Source organism: Escherichia sp. R1, from assembly GCF_003000935.1.
GTDB lineage: Bacteria > Pseudomonadota > Gammaproteobacteria > Enterobacterales > Enterobacteriaceae > Escherichia > Escherichia coli.
On the sequence record NZ_PSRU01000034.1, the window covers coordinates 1 to 22,652 of the forward strand.

Annotated in this window: 16 protein-coding genes and 3 pseudogenes; 13 read left to right on the forward strand and 6 right to left on the reverse strand. The window is 51.2% G+C overall.

The window, feature by feature from the left end; genetic code table 11:
• Positions 1–80: pseudogene (hokE, locus tag C4F37_RS27450) on the reverse strand (type I toxin-antitoxin system toxin HokE); the annotation flags it as partial.
• Between hokE and C4F37_RS28305 the strand changes: the two are divergent.
• The 6 genes and pseudogenes from C4F37_RS28305 to ybdG all read left to right on the forward strand — a co-directional run bounded on the left by C4F37_RS28305 (position 49) and on the right by ybdG (position 4,493).
• Positions 49–302: pseudogene (locus C4F37_RS28305) on the forward strand (hypothetical protein). The pseudogenes hokE and C4F37_RS28305 sit on opposite strands and share 32 nt — an antisense overlap.
• Positions 303–525: 223 nt before the next feature.
• Positions 526–1,644: a YbdK family carboxylate-amine ligase gene (locus tag C4F37_RS25350; RefSeq protein WP_001538426.1), complete on the forward strand. Its 1,119-nt coding sequence runs from the start codon at positions 526–528 to the stop codon at positions 1,642–1,644.
• Between the two features lie 65 nt (positions 1,645–1,709).
• Entirely contained in the window at positions 1,710–1,958 is a 249-nt protein-coding gene (locus C4F37_RS25355) for a DUF1158 domain-containing protein (RefSeq protein ID WP_000682518.1), read from the forward strand.
• A gap of 64 nt (positions 1,959–2,022) precedes the next feature.
• Positions 2,023–2,406 carry an MmcQ/YjbR family DNA-binding protein gene (locus tag C4F37_RS25360; protein WP_001538424.1) on the forward strand — a complete coding sequence of 128 codons (384 nt, stop codon included), beginning with the start codon at positions 2,023–2,025 and terminating at the stop codon, positions 2,404–2,406.
• Between the two features lie 78 nt (positions 2,407–2,484).
• Complete coding sequence (gene nfsB / locus C4F37_RS25365; RefSeq protein ID WP_000351450.1) at positions 2,485–3,138, forward strand: oxygen-insensitive NAD(P)H nitroreductase; 654 nt, start codon at positions 2,485–2,487, stop codon at positions 3,136–3,138.
• A gap of 107 nt (positions 3,139–3,245) precedes the next feature.
• Positions 3,246–4,493 (forward strand): mechanosensitive ion channel YbdG, encoded by a 1,248-nt coding sequence (ybdG, locus tag C4F37_RS25370; protein ID WP_001153132.1) that lies wholly within the window; start codon positions 3,246–3,248, stop codon positions 4,491–4,493.
• 80 nt (positions 4,494–4,573) lie between these two features.
• Here the strand turns inward: ybdG and pheP are convergent, their stop codons facing one another.
• The 5 genes from pheP to cusC all read right to left on the reverse strand — a co-directional run bounded on the left by pheP (position 4,574) and on the right by cusC (position 12,184).
• Positions 4,574–5,950, reverse strand: coding sequence for a phenylalanine transporter (gene pheP, locus C4F37_RS25375; protein ID WP_000786320.1), 1,377 nt, complete (start codon positions 5,948–5,950; stop codon positions 4,574–4,576).
• Positions 5,951–6,051: 101 nt separating this feature from the next.
• Positions 6,052–9,195: a Cu(+)/Ag(+) efflux RND transporter permease subunit CusA gene (gene cusA / locus C4F37_RS25380; protein ID WP_001538423.1), complete on the reverse strand. Its 3,144-nt coding sequence runs from the start codon at positions 9,193–9,195 to the stop codon at positions 6,052–6,054.
• Positions 9,196–9,206: 11 nt separating this feature from the next.
• Positions 9,207–10,430, reverse strand: a complete 1,224-nt coding sequence (cusB, locus tag C4F37_RS25385) for a Cu(+)/Ag(+) efflux RND transporter periplasmic adaptor subunit CusB (RefSeq protein ID WP_000717136.1) — start codon at positions 10,428–10,430, stop codon at positions 9,207–9,209.
• Positions 10,431–10,445: 15 nt separating this feature from the next.
• Entirely contained in the window at positions 10,446–10,778 is a 333-nt protein-coding gene (gene cusF / locus C4F37_RS25390) for a Cu(+)/Ag(+) efflux RND transporter periplasmic metallochaperone CusF (protein ID WP_001357854.1), read from the reverse strand.
• Between the two features lie 23 nt (positions 10,779–10,801).
• Positions 10,802–12,184 (reverse strand): Cu(+)/Ag(+) efflux RND transporter outer membrane channel CusC, encoded by a 1,383-nt coding sequence (gene cusC / locus C4F37_RS25395; RefSeq protein WP_001538422.1) that lies wholly within the window; start codon positions 12,182–12,184, stop codon positions 10,802–10,804.
• A gap of 156 nt (positions 12,185–12,340) precedes the next feature.
• Here cusC and cusR point away from each other — a divergent pair, with 156 nt between their 5' ends.
• The 7 genes and pseudogenes from cusR to C4F37_RS27595 all read left to right on the forward strand — a co-directional run.
• Positions 12,341–13,024 (forward strand): copper response regulator transcription factor CusR, encoded by a 684-nt coding sequence (gene cusR / locus C4F37_RS25405; RefSeq protein WP_000770953.1) that lies wholly within the window; start codon positions 12,341–12,343, stop codon positions 13,022–13,024.
• Positions 13,014–14,456: a Cu(+)/Ag(+) sensor histidine kinase CusS gene (cusS, locus tag C4F37_RS25410; protein WP_001538421.1), complete on the forward strand. Its 1,443-nt coding sequence runs from the start codon at positions 13,014–13,016 to the stop codon at positions 14,454–14,456. Before cusR ends, cusS begins: the two co-directional genes overlap by 11 nt.
• Positions 14,457–14,605: 149 nt before the next feature.
• Complete coding sequence (gene nfrB / locus C4F37_RS25415) at positions 14,606–16,843, forward strand: cyclic di-3',5'-guanylate-activated glycosyltransferase NfrB (RefSeq protein ID WP_001538420.1); 2,238 nt, start codon at positions 14,606–14,608, stop codon at positions 16,841–16,843.
• The gene (nfrA, locus tag C4F37_RS25420) at positions 16,830–19,802 is read left to right on the forward strand and encodes a bacteriophage adsorption protein NfrA (RefSeq protein ID WP_001538419.1); all 2,973 of its coding nucleotides are present in this window, start codon (positions 16,830–16,832) and stop codon (positions 19,800–19,802) included. Before nfrB ends, nfrA begins: the two co-directional genes overlap by 14 nt.
• Positions 19,803–20,693, forward strand: coding sequence for a DUF4434 family protein (locus C4F37_RS25425; RefSeq protein ID WP_001773875.1), 891 nt, complete (start codon positions 19,803–19,805; stop codon positions 20,691–20,693).
• Positions 20,694–21,340: 647 nt separating this feature from the next.
• Complete coding sequence (ompT, locus tag C4F37_RS25430; RefSeq protein WP_001357859.1) at positions 21,341–22,294, forward strand: omptin family outer membrane protease OmpT; 954 nt, start codon at positions 21,341–21,343, stop codon at positions 22,292–22,294.
• Positions 22,295–22,537: 243 nt separating this feature from the next.
• A pseudogene (locus C4F37_RS27595) lies at positions 22,538–22,652 on the forward strand (class I SAM-dependent methyltransferase); the annotation flags it as partial.

The window sequence follows — 22,652 nt, forward strand, 5'->3', positions numbered from 1 at the left end:
GAGTCTCCGACCAGAAGCGTAAATCCCAGCACCGTTAAACACAGCACTATGACTGCCACAAGGGCATATTTCGTCAGCATGTTTATATTGCCTCCATGCGAAGAAGGGACTACCATCCAAATTGTTCGGGTTTGGAGTGGCAGCCCCAGGGTTGATAGAAATATCTCCTGGGGCTTCATCTTTCCAGACCTCAGAGTAAACCTGAAACCGGAAAGCTTCAGGCACCCGCAGTTATCTTACCCTTCCTTAGCAAAATAGCTGTTTATTTATACAGTGAGTCCTGTTTCGGACTTCTCATTTAATCAACTGAAGCTGAACCCGTTTTTTTCTGCATGCCTCAATCGTCAAAATTCTTCGCCGCCAGCCAGCTCTGCCATAACTTGTCACATTGCAAAAGTAGCCAAATTGCTTCAGTCACCATCAGTTCACCATCGCCAAAAAAAAGAAACATTCCAGAACTTCCGCATCTCACCCGGCCGCTCCCACTTCTATACTGAATAGAAAACGCCAATATAAGAGAAACCTATGCCATTACCCGATTTTCATGTTTCTGAACCTTTTACCCTCGGTATTGAACTGGAAATGCAGGTGGTTAATCCGCCGGGCTATGACTTAAGCCAGGACTCATCAATGCTGATTGACGCGGTTAAAAATCAGATCACGGCCGGAGAGGTAAAGCACGATATCACCGAAAGTATGCTGGAGCTGGCGACGGATGTTTGCCGTGATATCAACCAGGCTGCCGGGCAATTTTCAGCGATGCAGAAAGTCGTATTGCAGGCAGCCGCAGACCATCATCTGGAAATTTGCGGCGGTGGCACGCACCCGTTTCAGAAATGGCAGCGTCAGGAGGTATGCGATAACGAACGCTATCAACGAACGCTGGAAAACTTTGGTTATCTCATCCAGCAGGCGACCGTTTTTGGTCAGCATGTCCATGTTGGTTGCGCCAGTGGCGATGATGCCATTTATTTGCTGCACGGCTTGTCACGGTTTGTGCCGCACTTTATCGCCCTTTCCGCCGCGTCGCCATATATGCAAGGAACGGATACGCGTTTTGCCTCCTCACGACCGAATATTTTTTCCGCCTTTCCCGATAATGGCCCGATGCCGTGGGTCAGTAACTGGCAACAATTTGAAGCCCTGTTTCGCTGCCTGAGTTACACCACGATGATCGACAGCATTAAAGATCTGCACTGGGATATTCGCCCCAGTCCTCATTTTGGCACGGTGGAGGTTCGGGTAATGGATACCCCGTTAACTCTTAGCCATGCGGTAAATATGGCAGGATTGATTCAGGCTACCGCCCACTGGTTACTGACGGAACGCCCGTTTAAACATCAGGAGAAAGATTACCTGCTGTATAAATTCAACCGTTTCCAGGCCTGCCGCTATGGGCTGGAAGGCGTCATTACCGATCCGCACACTGGCGATCGTCGACCATTGACGGAAGACACCTTGCGATTGCTGGAAAAAATCGCCCCTTCGGCACATAAAATGGGTGCATCGAGTGCGATTGAGGCCCTGCATCACCAGGTCGTCAGCGGTCTGAATGAAGCGCAGCTGATGCGCGATTTCGTCGCCGATGGCGGCTCGCTGATTGGGCTGGTGAAAAAGCATTGTGAGATCTGGGCTGGTGACTAAGCCGGGAATTGCCTTACAGAAGAATATCCCTGACAATGGTGTTTTAACTTACATTTAACAATGTTATGAAACACCCTTTAGAAACCTTGACCACCGCAGCAGGCATTTTGCTGATGGCTTTCCTCTCTTGCCTGCTGCTGCCCGCCCCCGCACTGGGGCTGACGCTGGCACAAAAACTGGTGACCATGTTCCATCTGATGGATCTTAGCCAGCTTTACACTTTATTGTTTTGTCTGTGGTTTTTAGTGCTGGGCGCTATTGAGTATTTTGTTCTACGCTTTATCTGGCGACGCTGGTTCTCGCTGGCGGATTAAACGTCGATTATCGCCGAACTTCGCGGCATACTTTGCTTATTCTCCTTCGCCTAAAGGAACATTTATGGATAAGCAATCACTGCACGAAACGGCGAAACGCGTGGCTCTTGAGTTACCCTTTGTCGAGCTTTGCTGGCCTTTTGGCCCGGAGTTCGATGTTTTTAAAATTGGCGGCAAGATTTTTATGCTGTCGTCGGAGCTGCGCGGCGTCCCCTTTATCAATCTGAAGTCCGATCCACAAAAATCCCTGCTAAATCAGCAAATATACCCAAGCATCAAGCCAGGGTATCACATGAATAAAAAGCACTGGATTTCGGTGTATCCCGGCGAGGAAATCTCCGAAGCGTTACTTCGCGATCTGATCAACGATTCGTGGAATCTGGTGGTTGATGGTCTGGCTAAACGCGATCAAAAACGACTGCGTCCTGACTCAACCGTAAATCAATAGCGCATTTTTCTCGCTTACCATTTCATCTCGATCCTTGTAATCTGCTGGCACGCAAAATTACTTTCACATGGAGTCTTTATGGATATCATTTCTGTCGCCTTAAAGCGTCATTCCACTAAGGCATTTGATGCCAGCAAAAAACTTACCCCGGAACAGGCCGAGCAGATCAAAACTCTACTGCAATACAGCCCATCCAGCACCAACTCCCAGCCATGGCATTTTATTGTTGCCAGCACGGAAGAAGGTAAAGCGCGTGTTGCCAAATCCGCTGCCGATAATTACGTGTTCAACGAGCGTAAAATGCTTGATGCCTCGCACGTCGTGGTGTTCTGTGCAAAAACCGCGATGGACGATGCCTGGCTGAAGCTGGTTGTTGACCAGGAAGATGCCGATGGCCGCTTTGCCACGCCGGAAGCGAAAGCCGCGAACGATAAAGGTCGCAAGTTCTTCGCCGATATGCACCGTAAAGATCTGCATGATGATGCAGAGTGGATGGCAAAACAGGTTTATCTCAACGTCGGCAACTTCCTGCTCGGCGTGGCGGCGCTGGGTCTGGACGCGGTACCCATCGAAGGTTTTGACGCCGCCATCCTCGACGAAGAATTTGGTCTGAAAGAGAAAGGCTACACCAGTCTGGTAGTTGTTCCGGTGGGTCATCACAGCGTTGAAGATTTTAACGCTACGCTGCCGAAATCTCGTCTGCCGCAAAACATCACCTTAACCGAAGTGTAATTCTCTCTTGCCGGGCATCTGCCCGGCTATTTCCCCTCAGATTCTCCTGATTTGCATAACCCTGTTTCAGCCGTCATCATAGTCTGCTGTTGTATAAAGGAGACGTTATGCAGGATTTAATATCCCAGGTTGAAGATTTAGCGGGTATTGAGATCGATCACACCACCTCAATGGTGATGATTTTCGGTATTATTTTTCTGACCGCCGTCGTGGTGCATATTTTTTTGCATTGGGTGGTACTGCGGACCTTCGAAAAACGCGCCATCGCCAGTTCACGGCTTTGGTTGCAAATCATTACCCAGAATAAACTCTTCCACCGTTTAGCTTTTACCCTGCAGGGGATTATCGTCAATATTCAGGCGGTATTCTGGCTACAAAAAGGCACCGAAGCGGCAGATATTCTGACTACCTGCGCGCAGTTGTGGATCATGATGTATGCGCTGCTTTCAGTCTTCTCGTTGCTGGATGTGATTTTGAATCTGGCGCAGAAATTCCCGGCGGCATCTCAGTTACCGCTGAAAGGGATATTTCAGGGGATTAAACTGATCGGCGCGATTCTGGTCGGCATTTTGATGATCTCGCTGCTGATTGGTCAGTCGCCAGCGATTCTGATCAGCGGTCTTGGTGCAATGGCTGCCGTGCTGATGTTGGTATTTAAAGATCCGATTCTTGGTCTGGTGGCAGGTATTCAGCTTTCCGCGAACGATATGCTGAAACTGGGCGACTGGCTGGAGATGCCGAAATACGGCGCGGATGGCGCGGTGATCGATATTGGGTTAACCACCGTCAAAGTGCGTAACTGGGACAATACCATTACCACTATTCCCACCTGGTCTCTGGTTTCTGACTCCTTTAAAAACTGGAGCGGGATGTCAGCATCCGGCGGGCGACGTATTAAGCGCAGTATCAGTATTGATGTCACCAGTATTCGTTTTCTTGATGAAGACGAAATGCAACGTCTGAATAAAGCGCATTTGTTAAAACCTTATTTAACCAGCCGCCATCAGGAAATTAATGAGTGGAATCGCCAGCAAGGTTCTACGGAGTCGGTATTAAACCTGCGCCGAATGACCAATATTGGAACCTTTCGTGCCTATCTGAACGAATATCTACGTAACCATCCGCGGATTCGTAAAGATATGACCTTAATGGTACGCCAACTGGCTCCTGGCGATAACGGTTTACCGCTCGAGATCTATGCGTTTACCAACACCGTGGTGTGGCTGGAATATGAAAGCATTCAGGCTGATATATTCGATCACATATTTGCGATTGTCGAAGAGTTTGGTCTGCGACTTCATCAGTCGCCAACCGGCAATGATATTCGCTCTCTGGCGGGTGCATTTAAGCAGTAATTAAAAAAACCGCTCTTATCGAATGGATGAGAGCGGTTTCGGATGGTTGACATCATTTTGTCGGATACGGCGTGAATGCCTTATTTCCGACGCAGCGTTTTAAATGCTACAAACAGGAATACAATCCACACCGGCAGCAGAATCGCTGACAAGCGCATATCATCCATCGTGCACATCAGCAGCAAAATCATGCCGAGGAAGGCGATGCAGAGATAGTTGCCGAACGGATAAAGCAGCGCCTTAAACTGTGTTTCACGTCCCTGACGTCGCATCGCCGCGCGAAAACGCAGATGCGCCAGGCAGATCATAATCCAGTTCAACAGCAGCGTTGCTACCACCAGCGCCATCAGCAGACCAAACGCTTTTTGCGGCAGCAGATAGTTGATTAACACCACCAGCGAAGTGATGGCTCCGGAAAGCATCAGCGAGTTAATCGGCACGCCGCGACGGCTGACGCGAGTCAAAAACTTCGGTGCATTACCCTGCACAGAAAGGCCAAACAGCATGCGGCTGTTAGAATAAACCCCGCTGTTATACACCGATAACGATGCCACCAGAATGACGAAGTTCAGCGCAGAAGCCACCACGTTGCTGTCGAGATTATGGAAAATCATCACAAATGGGCTACTGTTGGATTTCACTTCCACCCACGGATAGAGTGCCAGTAAAACCACCAGTGAACCGATATAAAACAGCAAGATGCGATACACCACCTGATTCACTGCTTTAGGGATGCTTTTTTCCGGATCGCGCGCTTCAGCGGCAGTAATCCCAATCAGCTCCAGACCGCCGAAAGAGAACATAATTACCGCCAGCGACAAAATCAGCCCATTCCAGCCGGTGGCAAAAAAACCACCGTAACGCCAGAGGTTATCGATACTGGCTTTCTCGCCGCCGTGACCAGAAAACAGCAGCCACAGGCCAAAGCCGATCATACCGATGATCGCCAGCACTTTAATCAGCGCAAACCAGAATTCGGTTTCGCCATATAAGCGCACGTTCACCAGGTTAACGGCGTTGATGATAATAAAGAAGGCGGCAGCCCAAATCCACGTTGGAACATCCGGGAACCAGTACTGCATATAGATGCCCGCAGCGGTCAGCTCTGCCATTCCCACCAGCACGAACATTACCCAGTAGTTCCAGCCAGAGAGGAAGCCCGCAAACGGTCCCCAGTATTTATAGGCAAAGTGGGCAAATGAACCAGATACCGGCTCCTCAACCACCATTTCGCCAAGCTGGCGCATAATCAGGAAAGCGATGATCCCGGCGACGCCGTAGCCCAGCAATACAGCCGGACCCGCCATCTGAATCGCCGGACCAATGCCAAGAAACAGACCAGTACCAATTGCGCCACCCAGCGCAATCAGTTGAATATGACGGTTATGTAATCCGCGATGAAGCGTCGGCTCTTGATTCGACGCAGTATCTTCCGATACGGTTGACGCGTTTTTCACGCCTTTCCCCTGTGTGTCTTTTTTGTTGAGGGGCACCTTTTAACATTTAGTGCCCATCGTCGCAAGACACAATCCACACGGTTAAACCGGGTATCCTGCTTTTATTTCCGTACCCGATGTCGGTGCAGCCACATCAGCTTATACGCCGCCGGGATAATAAACAGCGATAGCAAAGGCGCGGTGATCATGCCGCCAATCATCGGCGCGGCAATCCGGCTCATCACCTCTGAACCTGCTCCCGTTCCCCACAGAATCGGCAGCAGACCAGCGATAATCACCGCCACCGTCATCGCTTTCGGGCGCACGCGCAGGACCGCGCCGTGATACAACGCCTCATCCAGCTTCTGCTCGCTGAATGTTTGCGGATTATTCAACGACGGCTCGGCCTCTATGGCGTGACGTAAATACATCAGCATCACCACGCCAAATTCGGCAGCAACCCCGGCAAGGGCAATAAAACCGGTACCCGTCGCCACGGAAAGATGAAAGCCCATCCACCACAGCAACCAGATGCCACCCACCAGCGCAAACGGTACGCTGCTGATAATCAGCAACGCTTCGCCCACCCGACGGAACGCCAGATACAACAGCACGAAGATGATCATCAACGTCATCGGCACCATGAGTTTCAGCTTATGGTTGGCGCGCTCCAGTAGCTCGAACTGCCCGGAGAATGCCACGCTGGTGCCCGGTTTTAACTGCACTTTTTCAGCTATCGCTTTTTGCAGATCGTGAACCACCGACACCATGTCACGATCGCGGGCATCGATATAAATCCAGCTCGTCGGGCGCGCATTCTCGGTTTTCAGCATCGACGGTCCGGTAGAGACTTTAACGTCAGCCACGTCTGCCAGGGTGATTTGCTGCTTCATCGGCGTGAGGATCAGCAACTGGCGCAGTGCCTGCGGGCTATCGCGCCAGCTTTGCGGATAACGCAGATTAATTGGATAACGAGCAATCCCTTCCACCGTTTCGCCAACCATCGCCCCGCCCACCGCAGAAGTCACAAACAACTGCACATCCGCCACCGTCATACCGTAACGCGCGGCTTTTTCACGGTTAATCTCAACGTTGATATAACGCCCACCTTCCAGACGCTCAGCAAGCGCAGAAGCCACGCCTGGCACCGTTCGCGCCACTTCTTCAATTTGCTCCGCCATCGTGTCGATATCCGCCAGCACAGTGCCGGAAACTTTAATGCCAATAGGGCTTTTAATGCCAGTCGAGAGCATATCGATACGGTTACGAATTGGCGGCACCCACAGATTCGCCAGCCCCGGCAGACGCACGGTGTTATCCAGTTCCTCAATGATTTTGTCCATCGTCATGCCAGGCCGCCACTGATCCTGCGGCTTAAGCTGGATAGTCGTTTCTACCATCTCCAGTGGAGCTGAATCGGTGGCGGTTTCCGCTTTCCCGGTTTTGCCAAATACCCGCGCCACTTCCGGTACGCTCATAATCAGCTTGTCGGTTTTTTGCAGCATGCTCGCCGCCTCTGCTGCGGAAATCCCCGGCAGCGTCGATGGCATATACAACAAGTCGCCTTCATTGATCTGCGGTAAAAATTCCCCGCCAACTTTATTGAGCGGCCAGAGAACCGTCAGCACCGAAAGCGCTGCCACCAACAGCGTGGTTTTCGGCCAGTGCAGTACTTTCAGCAACAGCGGATGATAAACACGAATCAAAAAGCGATTGAGCGGGTTACTGCTTTCCGGCGGAATTTTGCCACGGATCCAGTAGCCCATCAGGATCGGGATCACTACGATCGCCAGTAGCGCCGCGCCCGCCATCGCATAGGTTTTGGTGAACGCCAGCGGGCCAAACAGACGACCTTCCTGCCCTTCCAGGGTGAAGATCGGGATAAACGACAGCGTGATAATCAGCAGACTGATAAACAGCGCCGGACCCACTTCAACAGATGCATCGGTGATCACCTGCCAGCGCGTTTTATTATCCAGCGTGGCGTCAGGATGCTGGTGCTGCCACTCTTCCAGCCGTTTATGCGCATTCTCGATCATGACGATAGCGGCATCGACCATCGCCCCGACGGCAATCGCAATGCCACCCAACGACATAATATTGGCGTTCAGTCCCTGAAAGTGCATGACAATAAAAGCAATACACAACCCCAGCGGCAACGAAATAATCGCTACCAGCGCCGAGCGCACATGCCAGAGAAACAGCGCACAGACTACCGCCACCACAATAAACTCTTCCAGCAACTTGCCGCTGAGGTTGTCAATGGCGCGGTCAATGAGCTGGCTGCGATCGTATGTTGTAACTATCTCCACACCTTCCGGCAGACTGCTTTTCAGCGTTTCCAGTTTGTCCTTCACGGCGGCGATCACTTCACGGGCGTTTTTGCCGGAACGCAGGATCACCACCCCGCCCGCCACTTCGCCTTCGCCGTTCAGTTCGGCAATGCCCCGGCGCATCTCCGGGCCAACCTGGACCTTCGCAACATCACGCAGATAAACGGGCACGCCATTTTCACTGGCTTTTAAAACGATGTGATTAAAGTCGTCGAGCGTTTGCAGATAGCCGCTGGCGCGCACCATATATTCCGCTTCCGCCAGTTCGATCGACGAACCGCCCGCTTCCTGGTTTGAAGCATCCAGCGCGCTTTTTACGTCGGCGAGACTGATGCCATACTGCGCCAGGCGCTGAGGATCGATAACCACCTGATACTCTTTCACCACACCGCCCACCGACGCCACTTCCGCAACGTCAGGGATGGTTTTTAGCTCATATTTGAGAAACCAGTCCTGCAATGAGCGTAAATCGGCCAGATCGTGCTTACCGCTGCGATCCACCAGTGCATATTCATAGATCCAGCCAACACCCGTGGCATCTGGCCCCAGCTCGGCGCTGACTCCCGCAGGCAGCTTACCCTGTACCTGGTTGAGGTACTCCAGCACCCGCGAGCGCGCCCAGTACGGATCGGTGCCATCTTCGAAAATGACATACACATAAGAGTCGCCAAACTGCGAGAAACCGCGCACAGTCTTCGCGCCAGGCACCGACAACATGGTGGTGGTTAGCGGATAAGTCACCTGATTTTCAACGATTTGCGGTGCCTGACCGGGATAGCTGGTTTTAATAATCACCTGTACATCAGAGAGATCCGGCAGTGCATCCACTGGCGTGTTAATGATGGTCCAGGTGCCCCAGATACTCAGAAACAACGCGCCCATCAGCACCAGAAAACGGTTCGCCACCGAGCGACGAATAATCCATTCAATCATTGGCTATTCCCTCAATGCGCATGGGTAGCACTTTCAGAGCGCATCCGCTCCAGTGCGCCAGAAATATTGGCTTCAGAATCAATCAGGAACAGGCCGCTGGAAACCACCTTTTCACCTTCCGCCAGACCAGAGCGTAACGCGGTGACGCCTTGCGATGCCTGGAAAACGGCAACGCGTTTCGGTACAAAGCGCCCGTCAGCATCAACGGTAATCACCCGCTGTTCGTTGCCGGTATCAATCAGCGCCTGTGACGGAATGAGCAGCATCGGTTCGCTGGCGGTATTGAGTTGCAACCAGGCGTTCATGCCCGGTTTTAGCGCCTCGTCGGCGTTGTCGACTTCCAGACGCAGTTGCAGCGTGCGGGTCGCAGCATCCACGCCAGGTAGCAGCGTCCATTTGCGGATGGTGAGTGTTTTATCAGGTCGCGCCGGAACGGTGAGCGTAAACTGCGAGGCATCTTTCACCAGCCAGGCGATGGACTCCGGGATCGCAGCAGTGACCCACACCGGGTCCATACCCTGAATTTTCGCGACCACGTTATCTTTGGCGATATTCATTCCCGCGCGCAGATCAAACGCGGTGATCACGCCATCAATGGGCGCTTTGAGCGTAAAGCGAGTCTGGATTTTTTGCGTGGCGATCAGGCGGCGAATATCAGCCTCCGGCATTCCCGCCAGTCGCAGTCGCTCAAGAATGCCTTCAGTCTGGGTCGCCGTACCGCCGGTTTCGCGCAGCAGTAAATACTCACTCTGCGCTTCCACCCAGTCGGGAATGGTCAGGTCGAGAAGCGGCGCGCCCTTTTGCACTTTATCGCCCACGGTAAGCGGATACACCTTGTCGATAAACCCGGCGGCGCGGGCCTGCACAATGGCATACTGATACTCGTTGTAACTGACATTCGCCGGGAAACTCTGGGAAAAAGTCAGCGGCCCGCGCGTGACGGTCGCCGTTTTCACCCCCAGATTCTGCGTCTGAGTCGGGTCAATGCGCACACCAGACGCAGAACTCTCTTCATCGGCATATTTCGGCACCAGATCCATATCCATAAACGGCGATTTCCCTGGTTTATCGAACCGCGTATTGGGATACATCGGGTCGTACCAGAATAAGACTTTACGTTCTGCGGTCGACGTTTTTTCTGCGGGCGGTTCCTCCTTTGCAAACCAGGTAAAACCTGCCGCAGAAATAATACCGCCCGCGATCATGCTGCCGATAATAAGCGCGATTTTTTTCATCTCATTAAACCCGGATTACTGGCTGACTTTAATATCCTGTAATAAAGAAAGGCTGCCCTGCTGGACAAAATTAAACGCCACTTTGTCGCCGGTTTTAATTTCGCTCATTTTCGTCTGCGGGGTGATGGTAAAGCGCATAGTCATCTCCGGCCAGTTCACGGCAGCAATCGGATCGTGATGGATGGTGATTTTTTTGCTTTCCAGATCAACACCTTTTACCACGCCAGTGGCGCTAATAACCTTTGGTTGTGCTTCGCTCATGGTTTCATGATGATGTTCGTTAGCCTGGGCATTAAAGCCAATAACGGTAAACAGACTGAACATTGCGACTTGCAGTGTTTTTTTCATTTATTCTCTCCTGGAGTTAAAAATTATTGCTGCCAACCGCCCCCTAAGGCGGTATATAAAGAAATTTCGTTAACCTGACGGGCATAATTCAGGTCAAGTAAAGTTTGTCGGGTTGCAAATAAAGAACGCTCGGCATCCAGCACTTCCAGATAACTTACCGCGCCGTGCTGATATAATGCCCGCGCCCGTTGCAAAGTAATTTGCAGCGACGCAAGATAACGCTGCTGGGCGCTGATTTGAGCGTTCAGGGTTTGACGTAATGCCAGCGCATCTGCCACTTCTTTAAAGGCGTTCTGGACTTTCTGTTCATAATTCACCACCGACTGCTGCTGGCGAATTTCGGCGATATCCAGATTGGCCTGGTTGCGTCCGGCATTAAAAACGGGGATCTCAATTTTAGGAATAAAATTCCACATCCCGCTGCTGGCGTTAAATAATGACGACAGATCGCTGCTGGCGGTTGATATTCCGCTGGTCAGGCTGATAGACGGGAAAAATGCCGCACGCGCAGCACCAATATTGGCATTAGCCGCCATTAACGCGTGTTCAGCTTCCATAATATCAGGGCGCTGCAATAAGATTTGCGACGACAAGCCCGCCGGTAATTTAACGCTTTGCAGGCTGTCGCTGTTTACTGTCTGCGCTTGCGGCAGCTTGCCGTAGCTTCCCAATAACAGTTGCAATGCATTATTCGCCTGCGCCAGTTCCCCCTGACGTTTAGCGATGTCGCTGCGGGTACTTTCTATCACCCCGCGAGCCTGTTCCAGCGCCAGAACATTGCTGCTACCGGTCAACAGTTGTTTTTCGACAAACGCATATGACTGCTGATAATTACGCAGCGTTTCTTCGGCTATTTGCAATTGCGCATACGCCAGTTGCTGATTGAAATAGCTTTGCGCGACATTAGAAACCAGCAGAATATGCACCGCGCGCTGAGCTTCCTCAGTGGCAAAATAATTTTGGCGCTCGGCTTCGCTCATGTTCTTTAAGCGACCGAAAAAATCGAGATCAAAGCTGGCGTTAAGGCCAGTCGATAACTCCCGCGTCGTGGCTGAATCGCCTTTAAGATTGCCGCTCCAGCTGCCGCTGCCCTCGCCATTGAGCTGTGGGTAGCGGTCGGCATCGGTCAGACGATATTGCGCCCGCGCTTCCTGCACTTTCAGCGCCGCCATGCGCAAATCCCGGTTATTCACCAACGCCTCGCTAATCAGCGTCTTCACCTGATTATCAACAAAAAAGGTGCGCCAGCCCGCGTTCTGGTAGTTATCTGCTGCGTTAACCAGACCGTTCTGGCTGAGTGAGAACTGCTGCGGCACGGGCATTGCCGGACGCTGATAATCCGGTGCCAGTGAACAACCGGTTAGCGCAAGGGCCACACAAAATGGCAGAAGTTTACAAGGAGACATAGGCTCATAATTTCTGGTGATTTTATGCTGCCAACTTTACTCGCCAGGCTCTGATTTTCCGGTGACAGGAAAATGACAAAATTGTCATTTTGCCAATAAGCGATTGCCATCTGATCCCGCTACTCTAGAATTGCCCGGGCAACATGCGGAGGAAATATGAAACTGTTGATTGTCGAAGATGAAAAGAAAACCGGAGAATACTTGACCAAAGGGTTAACCGAAGCCGGTTTTGTGGTCGATTTGGCCGACAACGGGCTGAATGGCTACCATCTGGCGATGACCGGTGATTATGATCTGATAATCCTCGATATTATGCTGCCGGACGTGAACGGCTGGGATATCGTGCGCATGTTGCGTTCCGCCAATAAGGGGATGCCGATTCTGTTGCTTACCGCGCTTGGCACCATTGAACATCGCGTCAAGGGGCTGGAGTTGGGGGCGGATGACTATCTGGTGAAGCCGTTCGCTTTTGCTGAACTGCTGGCGCGGGTGCGCACTCTACTGCGGCGCGGAGCGGCGGTAATTATCGAAAGTCAGTTTCAGGTTGCCGATCTGATGGTCGATCTCGTCAGCCGCAAAGTCACCCGCAGCGGCACGCGCATCACTCTGACCAGTAAAGAATTTACTCTGCTGGAGTTTTTCCTCCGCCATCAGGGCGAAGTGCTGCCCCGCTCGCTTATCGCCTCGCAGGTATGGGACATGAATTTTGACAGCGATACCAACGCCATTGATGTGGCGGTGAAGCGGCTGCGCGGCAAAATCGACAACGACTTTGAGCCAAAGTTGATTCAGACCGTGCGCGGCGTGGGTTACATGCTAGAGGTGCCGGATGGTCAGTAAGCCATTTCAGCGCCCGTTTTCGCTGGCAACCCGCCTGACCTTTTTTATCAGCCTCGCCACCATCGCGGCGTTTTTCGCCTTTGCATGGATCATGATCCACTCGGTAAAAGTGCATTTTGCCGAGCAGGATATTAATGATTTAAAGGAGATTAGCGCCACCCTTGAACGGGTACTTAATCACCCTGACGAAACGCAAGCCCGACGCTTAATGACGCTGGAAGATATCGTCAGTGGTTATTCCAATGTGTTGATCTCCCTGGCAAATAGCCACGGTAAAACGGTGTATCACTCCCCCGGCGCGCCGGATATCCGCGAGTTTACGCGTGACGCCATACCCGATAAAGACGCGCAGGGCGGCGAGGTGTATCTCCTTTCCGGCCCGACGATGATGATGCCAGGGCACGGTCACGGGCATATGGAACACAGCAACTGGCGGATGATTAACTTGCCGGTTGGCCCGCTGGTTGACGGCAAACCGATTTATACGCTCTACATCGCGCTTTCGATCGATTTTCATCTTCATTACATCAATGATTTGATGAATAAACTTATTATGACCGCATCGGTAATCAGCATCCTGATCGTCTTTATCGTGCTGTTGGCGGTACATAAAGGTCACGCGCCGATCCGCAGCGTCAGCCGTCAAATCCAGAATATCACCTCGAAAGATCTCGACGTTCGCCTTGACCCGCAGACCGTGCCCATTGAGCTGGAACAGCTGGTACTGTCGTTCAACCATATGATCGAGCGTATTGAGGATGTCTTTACCCGACAGTCCAATTTCTCAGCGGATATCGCCCACGAAATTCGCACACCTATTACTAATCTCATTACGCAAACGGAAATCGCCCTCAGCCAGTCGCGCAGCCAGAAGGAGCTGGAAGATGTGCTCTACTCTAATCTCGAAGAACTGACGCGAATGGCGAAAATGGTCAGCGATATGCTGTTTCTCGCTCAGGCCGATAACAACCAGCTAATCCCCGAAAAGAAAATGCTCAACCTGGCGGATGAAGTCGGCAAAGTGTTCGATTTTTTCGAGGCGTTAGCAGAAGATCGCGGCGTGGAGCTGCGGTTTGTTGGCGACGAGTGTCAGGTTGCGGGCGATCCGCTGATGCTGCGTCGGGCGTTAAGCAACCTGCTTTCTAATGCCCTGCGTAATACGCCAACCGGAGAGACAATTGTTGTGCGCTGCCAGACGGTCGATCACCTGGTGCAAGTTACCGTCGAAAACCCCGGTACGCCCATTGCGCCCGAACACTTACCGCGATTGTTTGACCGTTTCTACCGCGTTGATCCTTCCCGCCAGCGAAAAGGCGAAGGTAGCGGCATTGGCCTGGCGATAGTGAAATCGATTGTTGTCGCGCATAAAGGCACAGTTGCGGTAACGTCAGATGTGCGGGGGACAAGGTTTGTTATCATATTACCCGCTTAATCCTTCAGCAAACGGCAACTTTTATAACCAGTGTAAAAATAACATGCCGCAATAGTAATACCTATTAATGATAAAAAGCTGTCACAATTCATAAAAAACCTTAATATACGCCACCCTAAACATAACCAGCGTTAATGTAAGGTTTTTGTGTGGACTGGCTTCTTGATGTTTTTGCTACCTGGCTCTACGGCTTAAAAGTAATCGCGATAACGTTAGCGGTCATTATGTTCATCAGCGGGCTGGACGATTTTTTTATTGATGTCGTCTACTGGGTACGCCGCATTAAACGCAAGTTGAGTGTTTATCGCCGCTACCCGCGAATGAGTTACCGCGAACTGTATAAACCAGATGAAAAACCGTTAGCGATTATGGTTCCGGCGTGGAATGAAACGGGCGTCATCGGCAATATGGCCGAGCTGGCGGCGACCACGCTCGACTACGAAAACTATCATATCTTTGTTGGCACCTACCCCAACGACCCCGATACTCAGCGTGATGTTGACGAAGTGTGCGCTCGCTTCCCGAACGTGCATAAGGTAATCTGCGCGCGTCCTGGCCCCACCAGCAAAGCCGACTGTCTGAACAACGTGCTGGACGCCATCACCCAGTTTGAACGTAGCGCCAATTTCGCTTTTGCTGGTTTTATTCTGCATGACGCCGAAGATGTGATTTCACCGATGGAATTGCGTCTGTTCAACTATCTGGTCGAGCGTAAAGATCTGATTCAGATCCCAGTGTATCCGTTCGAACGCGAATGGACGCACTTCACCAGCATGACCTACATTGATGAGTTTTCAGAACTGCATGGCAAAGATGTTCCGGTGCGTGAAGCCCTCGCCGGACAGGTGCCCAGCGCAGGCGTCGGTACCTGTTTCAGCCGCCGCGCCGTGACCGCACTGTTAGCTGACGGTGACGGTATTGCTTTCGACGTGCAGAGTCTGACTGAAGATTACGACATTGGCTTCCGCCTGAAAGAGAAAGGTATGACGGAAATTTTTGTCCGTTTTCCGGTGGTGGACGAAGCCAAAGAACGCGAGCAGCGTAAATTTTTACAGCATGCGCGGACGTCAAACATGATCTGCGTGCGCAAATATTTCCCCGATACCTTTTCGACTGCGGTTCGGCAAAAATCTCGCTGGATCATCGGCATTGTTTTCCAGGGCTTTAAAACCCACAAATGGACCTCCAGCCTGACGCTGAACTACTTTCTCTGGCGCGACCGCAAAGGGGCAATCAGTAACTTTGTCAGCTTCCTCGCGATGCTGGTGATGATACAGCTTTTGCTGTTGCTGGCGTATGAAAGTTTGTGGCCCGATGCCTGGCATTTCCTTTCTATTTTCAGCGGCAGCGCATGGTTAATGACTCTGCTGTGGCTAAACTTTGGCTTGATGATTAACCGCATCGTGCAGCGGGTGATTTTCGTTACTGGCTACTACGGCCTGACGCAGGGGCTGCTATCTGTCCTGCGTCTTTTCTGGGGCAACCTGATTAACTTCATGGCCAACTGGCGCGCGTTAAAACAGGTACTTCAACACGGCGATCCACGTCGCGTCGCGTGGGATAAAACAACGCATGACTTCCCCAGCGTGACTGGCGATACCCGCTCGTTGCGTCCGTTAGGTCAAATCCTGCTGGAAAATCAGGTTATCACTGAAGAACAACTCGATACAGCACTGCGTAATCGCGTCGAAGGTCTACGCCTGGGCGGTTCAATGCTGATGCAGGGGCTGATTAGCGCCGAGCAACTGGCACAGGCGCTGGCAGAGCAAAACGGCGTGGCGTGGGAATCCATCGATGCCTGGCAGATCCCTTCCTCGCTGATTGCCGAAATGCCGGCCTCCGTGGCGTTGCATTATGCGGTACTGCCGCTGCGTCTGGACAATGATGAGTTAATTGTCGGCAGTGAAGATGGTATTGACCCGGTTTCGCTGGCGGCCCTGACGCGTAAAGTCGGACGCAAAGTGCGTTACGTCATTGTTCTGCGGGGACAAATTGTCACCGGATTACGCCACTGGTATGCACGCCGACGCGGTCACGATCCGCGGGCAATGTTGTACAATGCAGTTCAGCATCAGTGGCTCACGGAACAGCAGGCCGGTGAAATCTGGCGGCAATATGTGCCGCATCAGTTCCTGTTCGCCGAAATACTGACCACGCTCGGTCATATTAATCGTTCAGCAATTAACGTGTTGTTATTGCGCCATGAACGCAGTTCTCTGCCGCTCGGCAAGTTTTTGGTCACCGAAGGCGTTATCAGCCAGGAAACGTTGGATCGCGTCCTGACAATTCAACGCGAATTACAAGTTTCGATGCAATCACTATTACTCAAAGCAGGTTTAAACACTGAACAGGTTGCACAACTGGAGTCCGAAAATGAAGGAGAATAACCTTAATCGCGTCATCGGATGGTCTGGTTTACTGCTGACATCTTTATTGAGTACCAGCGCACTCGCAGACAATATCGGCACCAGCGCAGAAGAGCTGGGGCTGAGCGATTATCGCCATTTTGTTATTTATCCCCGTCTCGATAAGGCGCTGAAGGCACAGAAAAATAACGACGAAGCAACCGCCATCCGCGAATTTGAATATATACACCAGCAGGTGCCGGATAATATTCCGCTGACTTTATACCTTGCGGAAGCCTATCGTCATTTTGGTCATGATGACCGGGCGCGGCTGTTGCTTGAGGATCAACTGAAACGTCACCCAGGAGATGATCGGCTTGAGCGCAGTCTGGCGGCTATTCCTGTTGAAGTGAAAAGCGTTACGACTGTTGAAGAACTGCTTGCCCAGCAAAAAGCGTGCGATGCTGCGCCGACCCTGCGTTGTCGCAGTGAAGTCGGGCAGAATGCCCTGCGGCTGGCACAATTACCTGTCGCCAGAGCGCAACTGAACGATGCGACGTTTGCTGCATCGCCGGAAGGAAAAACGCTGCGAACCGATCTGCTGCAACGGGCAATCTACCTGAAACAATGGTCCCAGGCAGATACGCTATATAATGAAGCACGCCAGCAGAACACATTAAGCGCGGCAGAACGCCGTCAGTGGTTTGACGTGCTTCTTGCCGGGCAGTTGGATGATCGGATCCTGGCGCTGCAATCACAGGGGATCTTCACCGATCCTCAGTCATATATTACTTACGCGACCGCGCTGGCTTATCGTGGCGAAAAAGCACGCCTCCAGCATTATCTCATTGAAAATAAGCCGCTGTTTACCACGGACGCACAAGAGAAAAGTTGGCTCTATCTGTTATCTAAATACAGCGCCAACCCCGTTCAGGCGTTGGCGAATTATACGGTGCAGTTTGCCGATAACCGCCAGTATGTTGTTGGCGTGACGCTACCGGTGCTGTTAAAAGAAGGTCAGTACGACGCAGCGCAAAAACTACTCGCCACCCTCCCCGCCAATGAAATGCTTGAGGAGCGTTATGCCGTTAGCGTAGCGACCCGTAACAAGGCTGAAGCTCTGCGTCTGGCACGATTGCTGTATCAGCAAGAACCGGCAAATCTTACCCGCCTGGATCAACTGACCTGGCAACTGATGCAGAACGGGCAGTCACGCGAAGCTGCCGATTTATTGCTGCAACGCTATCCTTTCCAGGACGATGCGCGTGTCAGCCAGACGTTAATGGCGCGACTGGCGTCTCTGCTGGAAAGTCATCCTTACCTGGCAACGCCGGCGAAGGTGGCAATTTTATCGAAACCTTTACCGCTGGCGGAGCAACGTCAGTGGCAAAGTCAGTTGCCGGGTATTGCTGATAATTGCCCGTCAATAGTTCGCTTGCTGGGCGATATGTCGCCTTCCTACGATGCTGCCGCCTGGAACCGTCTGGCAAAGTGTTATCGGGACACGCTACCCGGTGTGGCGTTGTATGCATGGCTTCAGGCCGAACAACGACAACCGAACGCCTGGCAACATCGTGCGGTAGCCTATCAGGCGTATCAGGTTGAGGACTACGCCACCGCACTGGCGGCCTGGCAGAAAATCAGTCTTCACGACATGAGCAATGAGGATCTGCTTGCTGCCGCCAATACCGCCCAGGCGGCAGGAAATGGCGCGGCTCGCGATCGCTGGTTACAACAGGCAGAACAACGTGGACTGGGAAACAATGCCCTCTACTGGTGGCTGCATGCGCAACGTTACATTCCAGGTCAGCCGGAACTCGCACTGAACGATCTCACGCGCTCAATCAATATTACGCCTTCTGCCAACGCTTACGTTGCGCGGGCAACAATTTATCGCCAACGTCATAATATCCCGGCGGCGGTGAGTGATTTGCGCGCCGCGCTGGAACTGGAACCGAATAATAGCAACACCCAGGCAGCGCTTGGTTACGCCTTGTGGGATAGCGGTGATATCGCACAGTCGCGGGAAATGCTCGAACAGGCGCATAAAGGGCTACCGGACGATCCGGCACTTATCCGACAACTGGCCTACGTGAACCAGCGTCTGGATGACATGCCTGCGACGCAGCACTACGCCCGGCTGGTGATTGATGACATTGATAATCAGGCGCTGATAACCCCACTGACCCCAGAGCAAAATCAGCAACGCTTCAATTTCCGCCGTCTGCATGAGGAGGTCGGTCGCCGCTGGACGTTCAGCTTCGATTCTTCTATCGGCTTGCGTTCCGGCGCAATGAGTACCGCTAACAATAATGTCGGCGGCGCAGCGCCAGGGAAAAGCTATCGTAGCTACGGGCAACTGGAAGCCGAGTACCGCCTCGGACGCAATATGCTGCTGGAAGGCGACCTGCTCTCAGTTTATAGCCGCGTCTTTGCCGATACCGGTGAAAACGGGGTGATGATGCCGGTGAAAAATCCGATGTCCGGCACCGGTCTGCGCTGGAAGCCGCTGCGCGATCAGATCTTTTTCCTCGCCGTCGAACAGCAGTTGCCGCTGAACGGACAAAATGGCGCATCCGATACCATGCTGCGCGCCAGCGCCTCATTCTTTAATGGCGGCAAATACAGCGACGAATGGCACCCGAACGGTTCAGGCTGGTTTGCCCAAAACCTGTACCTCGATGCGGCGCAATATATCCGCCAGGATATTCAGGCGTGGACGGCAGATTATCGCGTAAGCTGGCATCAGAAGGTGGCGAACGGACAGACTATTGAGCCTTACGCTCACGTTCAGGACAACGGTTATCGTGATAAAGGCACTCAGGGCGCGCAGCTTGGCGGTGTCGGGGTCCGCTGGAATATCTGGACCGGCGAGACGCACTACGACGCCTGGCCGCACAAAGTCAGTCTCGGCGTCGAATATCAACATACCTTTAAGGCGATTAATCAACGTAACGGAGAGCGCAACAACGCGTTTCTCACCATTGGAGTGCACTGGTAAATGCGTAAGTTCATTTTCGTATTGCTGACACTGCTTTTGGTCAGCCCTTTTTCCTTTGCGATGAAAGGTATTATCTGGCAACCACAGAACCGTGATAGTCAGGTTACCGATACCCAGTGGCAGGGGCTGATGAGTCAGTTACGTTTGCAAGGCTTCGATACCCTGGTTTTGCAATGGACCCGTTACGGCGATGCATTCACCCAGCCAGAACAGCGCGCGTTATTGTTTAAGCGTGCCGCAGCTGCGCAACAGGCTGGCCTGAAGCTGATTGTCGGGCTGAACGCCGATCCGGAATTTTTTATACACCAGAAACAGTCCTCCGCAGCGCTGGAAAGCTATCTTAATCGCCTGCTGGCTGCCGATCTCCAGCAAGCCAGATTATGGAGCGCCGTGCCTGGCGTAACGCCGGATGGCTGGTACATCAGCGCGGAAATTGACGACCTGAACTGGCGCAGCGAAGCCGCCCGTCAGCCTTTGCTAACATGGTTAAACAACGCGCAGCGGTTGATTAGCGATGTTTCAGCAAAACCGGTTTATATCAGTAGTTTTTTCGCCGGAAACATGTCGCCAGATGGCTATCGCCAACTGCTGGAACAAGTTAAAGCAACCGGTGTTAATGTCTGGGCACAGGATGGCAGCGGCGTGGATAAACTGACCGCTGAACAGCGTGAACGTTATCTACAGGCCAGCGCCGATTGCCAAAGTTCCGCCCCAGCAAGCGGCATTGTTTATGAACTGTTTGTCGCTGGTAAAGGTAAAACGTTTACAGCGAAACCGAAACCGGATGCAGAGATCGCCTCGCTGTTAGCGAAACGTTCCTCTTGCGGTAAAGACACGCTCTATTTCTCTCTGCGCTATTTGCCCGTCGCGCAGAGTATCCTTGAGTATTAATGATTAAAGGGAGCAACTTAGCTTGCTCCTTTCCTTTTCACTTTCCTAATCAAAATCCTGGCAAGATGAATTGTTTAGCAGAATTTCTGTTTTCATTTTATTCGTCTGACGTGTTCCAATTATTTAGCAAAACTGCGACAACAAAGTGATGGTGTAATTTGTAAAAGGGAACAAATAAATGGCTCGCCCTGCAGGATTCGAACCTGTAGCCCACGGCTTAGAAACTCCAGGAACGACATTTTAAGTCAACAAATTACCGCGCCATCTCTGCGTTCACACGTCCCACTACCTCAAAATATGTAAAACCTTGCAAGCCATTGCGAGGCCTTATGTGTCTCAGTTTTGTTCCTCTTTTTTATACTAAAAAACACAGCAATTGAGGATAAACCTCATGCTATTATCGCTAATATGCATCTAAAGGCATGGCACTTGAATAGATAAAAACTCCACAAAGAAAAAAATAATTAGCCCATAAAACCACAATGCAAAACACAAACAGACAATTAAACTAAAAAACTGACAGTGCATTGTGACAAAAATTCAATGTTAAACAAAATATAAACAGTGGGGCAATATACAATTGACTCATTAAGTTAGATATAAAAAATACATACTCAATCATTAAAACGATTGAATGGAGACCTTTTATGCGGGCGAAACTTCTGGGAATAGTCCTGACAACCCCTATTGCGATCAGCTCTTTTGCTTCTACCGAGACTTTATCGTTTACTCCTGACAACATAAATGCGGACATTAGTCTTGGAACTCTGAGCGGAAAAACAAAAGAGCGTGTTTATCTAGCCGAAGAAGGAGGCCGAAAAGTCAGTCAACTTGACTGGAAATTCAATAACGCTGCAATTATTAAAGGGGCAATTAATTGGGATTTGATGCCCCAGATATCTATCGGGGCTGCTGGCTGGACAACACTCGGCAGCCGAGGTGGCAATATGGTCGATCGGGACTGGATGGATTCCAGTAACCCCGGAACCTGGACGGATGAAAGTAGACACCCTGATACACAACTCAATTATGCCAACGAATTTGATCTGAATATCAAAGGCTGGCTCCTCAACGAACCCAATTACCGCCTGGGACTCATGGCCGGATATCAGGAAAGCCGTTATAGCTTTACAGCCAGAGGTGGTTCCTATATCTACAGTTCTGAGGAGGGATTCAGAGATGATATCGGCTCCTTCCCGAATGGAGAAAGAGCAATCGGCTACAAACAACGTTTTAAAATGCCCTACATTGGCTTGACTGGAAGTTATCGTTATGAAGATTTTGAGCTAGGTGGCACATTTAAATACAGCGGCTGGGTGGAAGCATCTGATAACGATGAGCACTATGACCCAGGAAAAAGAATCACTTATCGCAGTAAAGTCAAAGACCAAAATTACTATTCTGTTGCAGTCAATGCAGGTTATTACGTAACTCCTAATGCAAAAGTTTATATTGAAGGCGCATGGAATCGGGTTACGAATAAAAAAGGTGATACTTCACTTTATGATCACAATGATAACACTTCTGACTACAGCAAAAATGGTGCAGGCATAGAAAACTATAACTTCATCACTACTGCTGGTCTTAAGTACACCTTTTAACAACGTTAAATAGATTTTCTCCCCGGTGGTATTGTATAGCCCCGGGGAATTTGTTTACTGTTAAAAGCAAACAATATCCCCTAACCTTGTAAGCATTTAACCTGCGTCCTGGCGTGTAACCTCTTACCGCAACACAAGACTCAATATATTCAAATTCGTTATGCCGTGGCATCATTTAACCCCTTGTAATTCATCGCTATAATTGATTTAATTCACAAATAAAACTATAACACGGTGAAACTAATGAAAAAAAACACAGATGATGGGGCTAAAATTTACACACCACTTACCCTAAAGCTTTATGACTGGTGGGTTTTGGGAGTATCAAATCGGCTTGCATGGGGATGTCCTACAAAGG

What these genes read in the sequence shown, in the direction of transcription:
- C4F37_RS25350 (WP_001538426.1), top strand. Translation starts at nt 526, where the DNA reads ATGCCATTACCCGATTTTCATGTTTCTGAACCTTTTACCCTCGGTATT.
- C4F37_RS25355 (WP_000682518.1), top strand. Translation starts at nt 1,710, where the DNA reads ATGAAACACCCTTTAGAAACCTTGACCACCGCAGCAGGCATTTTGCTG.
- C4F37_RS25360 (WP_001538424.1), top strand. Translation starts at nt 2,023, where the DNA reads ATGGATAAGCAATCACTGCACGAAACGGCGAAACGCGTGGCTCTTGAG.
- nfsB (WP_000351450.1), top strand. Translation starts at nt 2,485, where the DNA reads ATGGATATCATTTCTGTCGCCTTAAAGCGTCATTCCACTAAGGCATTT.
- ybdG (WP_001153132.1), top strand. Translation starts at nt 3,246, where the DNA reads ATGCAGGATTTAATATCCCAGGTTGAAGATTTAGCGGGTATTGAGATC.
- cusA (WP_001538423.1), bottom strand. Translation starts at nt 9,195, where the DNA reads ATGATTGAATGGATTATTCGTCGCTCGGTGGCGAACCGTTTTCTGGTG.
- cusB (WP_000717136.1), bottom strand. Translation starts at nt 10,430, where the DNA reads ATGAAAAAAATCGCGCTTATTATCGGCAGCATGATCGCGGGCGGTATT.
- cusF (WP_001357854.1), bottom strand. Translation starts at nt 10,778, where the DNA reads ATGAAAAAAACACTGCAAGTCGCAATGTTCAGTCTGTTTACCGTTATT.
- cusC (WP_001538422.1), bottom strand. Translation starts at nt 12,184, where the DNA reads ATGTCTCCTTGTAAACTTCTGCCATTTTGTGTGGCCCTTGCGCTAACC.
- cusR (WP_000770953.1), top strand. Translation starts at nt 12,341, where the DNA reads ATGAAACTGTTGATTGTCGAAGATGAAAAGAAAACCGGAGAATACTTG.
- cusS (WP_001538421.1), top strand. Translation starts at nt 13,014, where the DNA reads ATGGTCAGTAAGCCATTTCAGCGCCCGTTTTCGCTGGCAACCCGCCTG.
- nfrA (WP_001538419.1), top strand. Translation starts at nt 16,830, where the DNA reads ATGAAGGAGAATAACCTTAATCGCGTCATCGGATGGTCTGGTTTACTG.
- C4F37_RS25425 (WP_001773875.1), top strand. Translation starts at nt 19,803, where the DNA reads ATGCGTAAGTTCATTTTCGTATTGCTGACACTGCTTTTGGTCAGCCCT.
- ompT (WP_001357859.1), top strand. Translation starts at nt 21,341, where the DNA reads ATGCGGGCGAAACTTCTGGGAATAGTCCTGACAACCCCTATTGCGATC.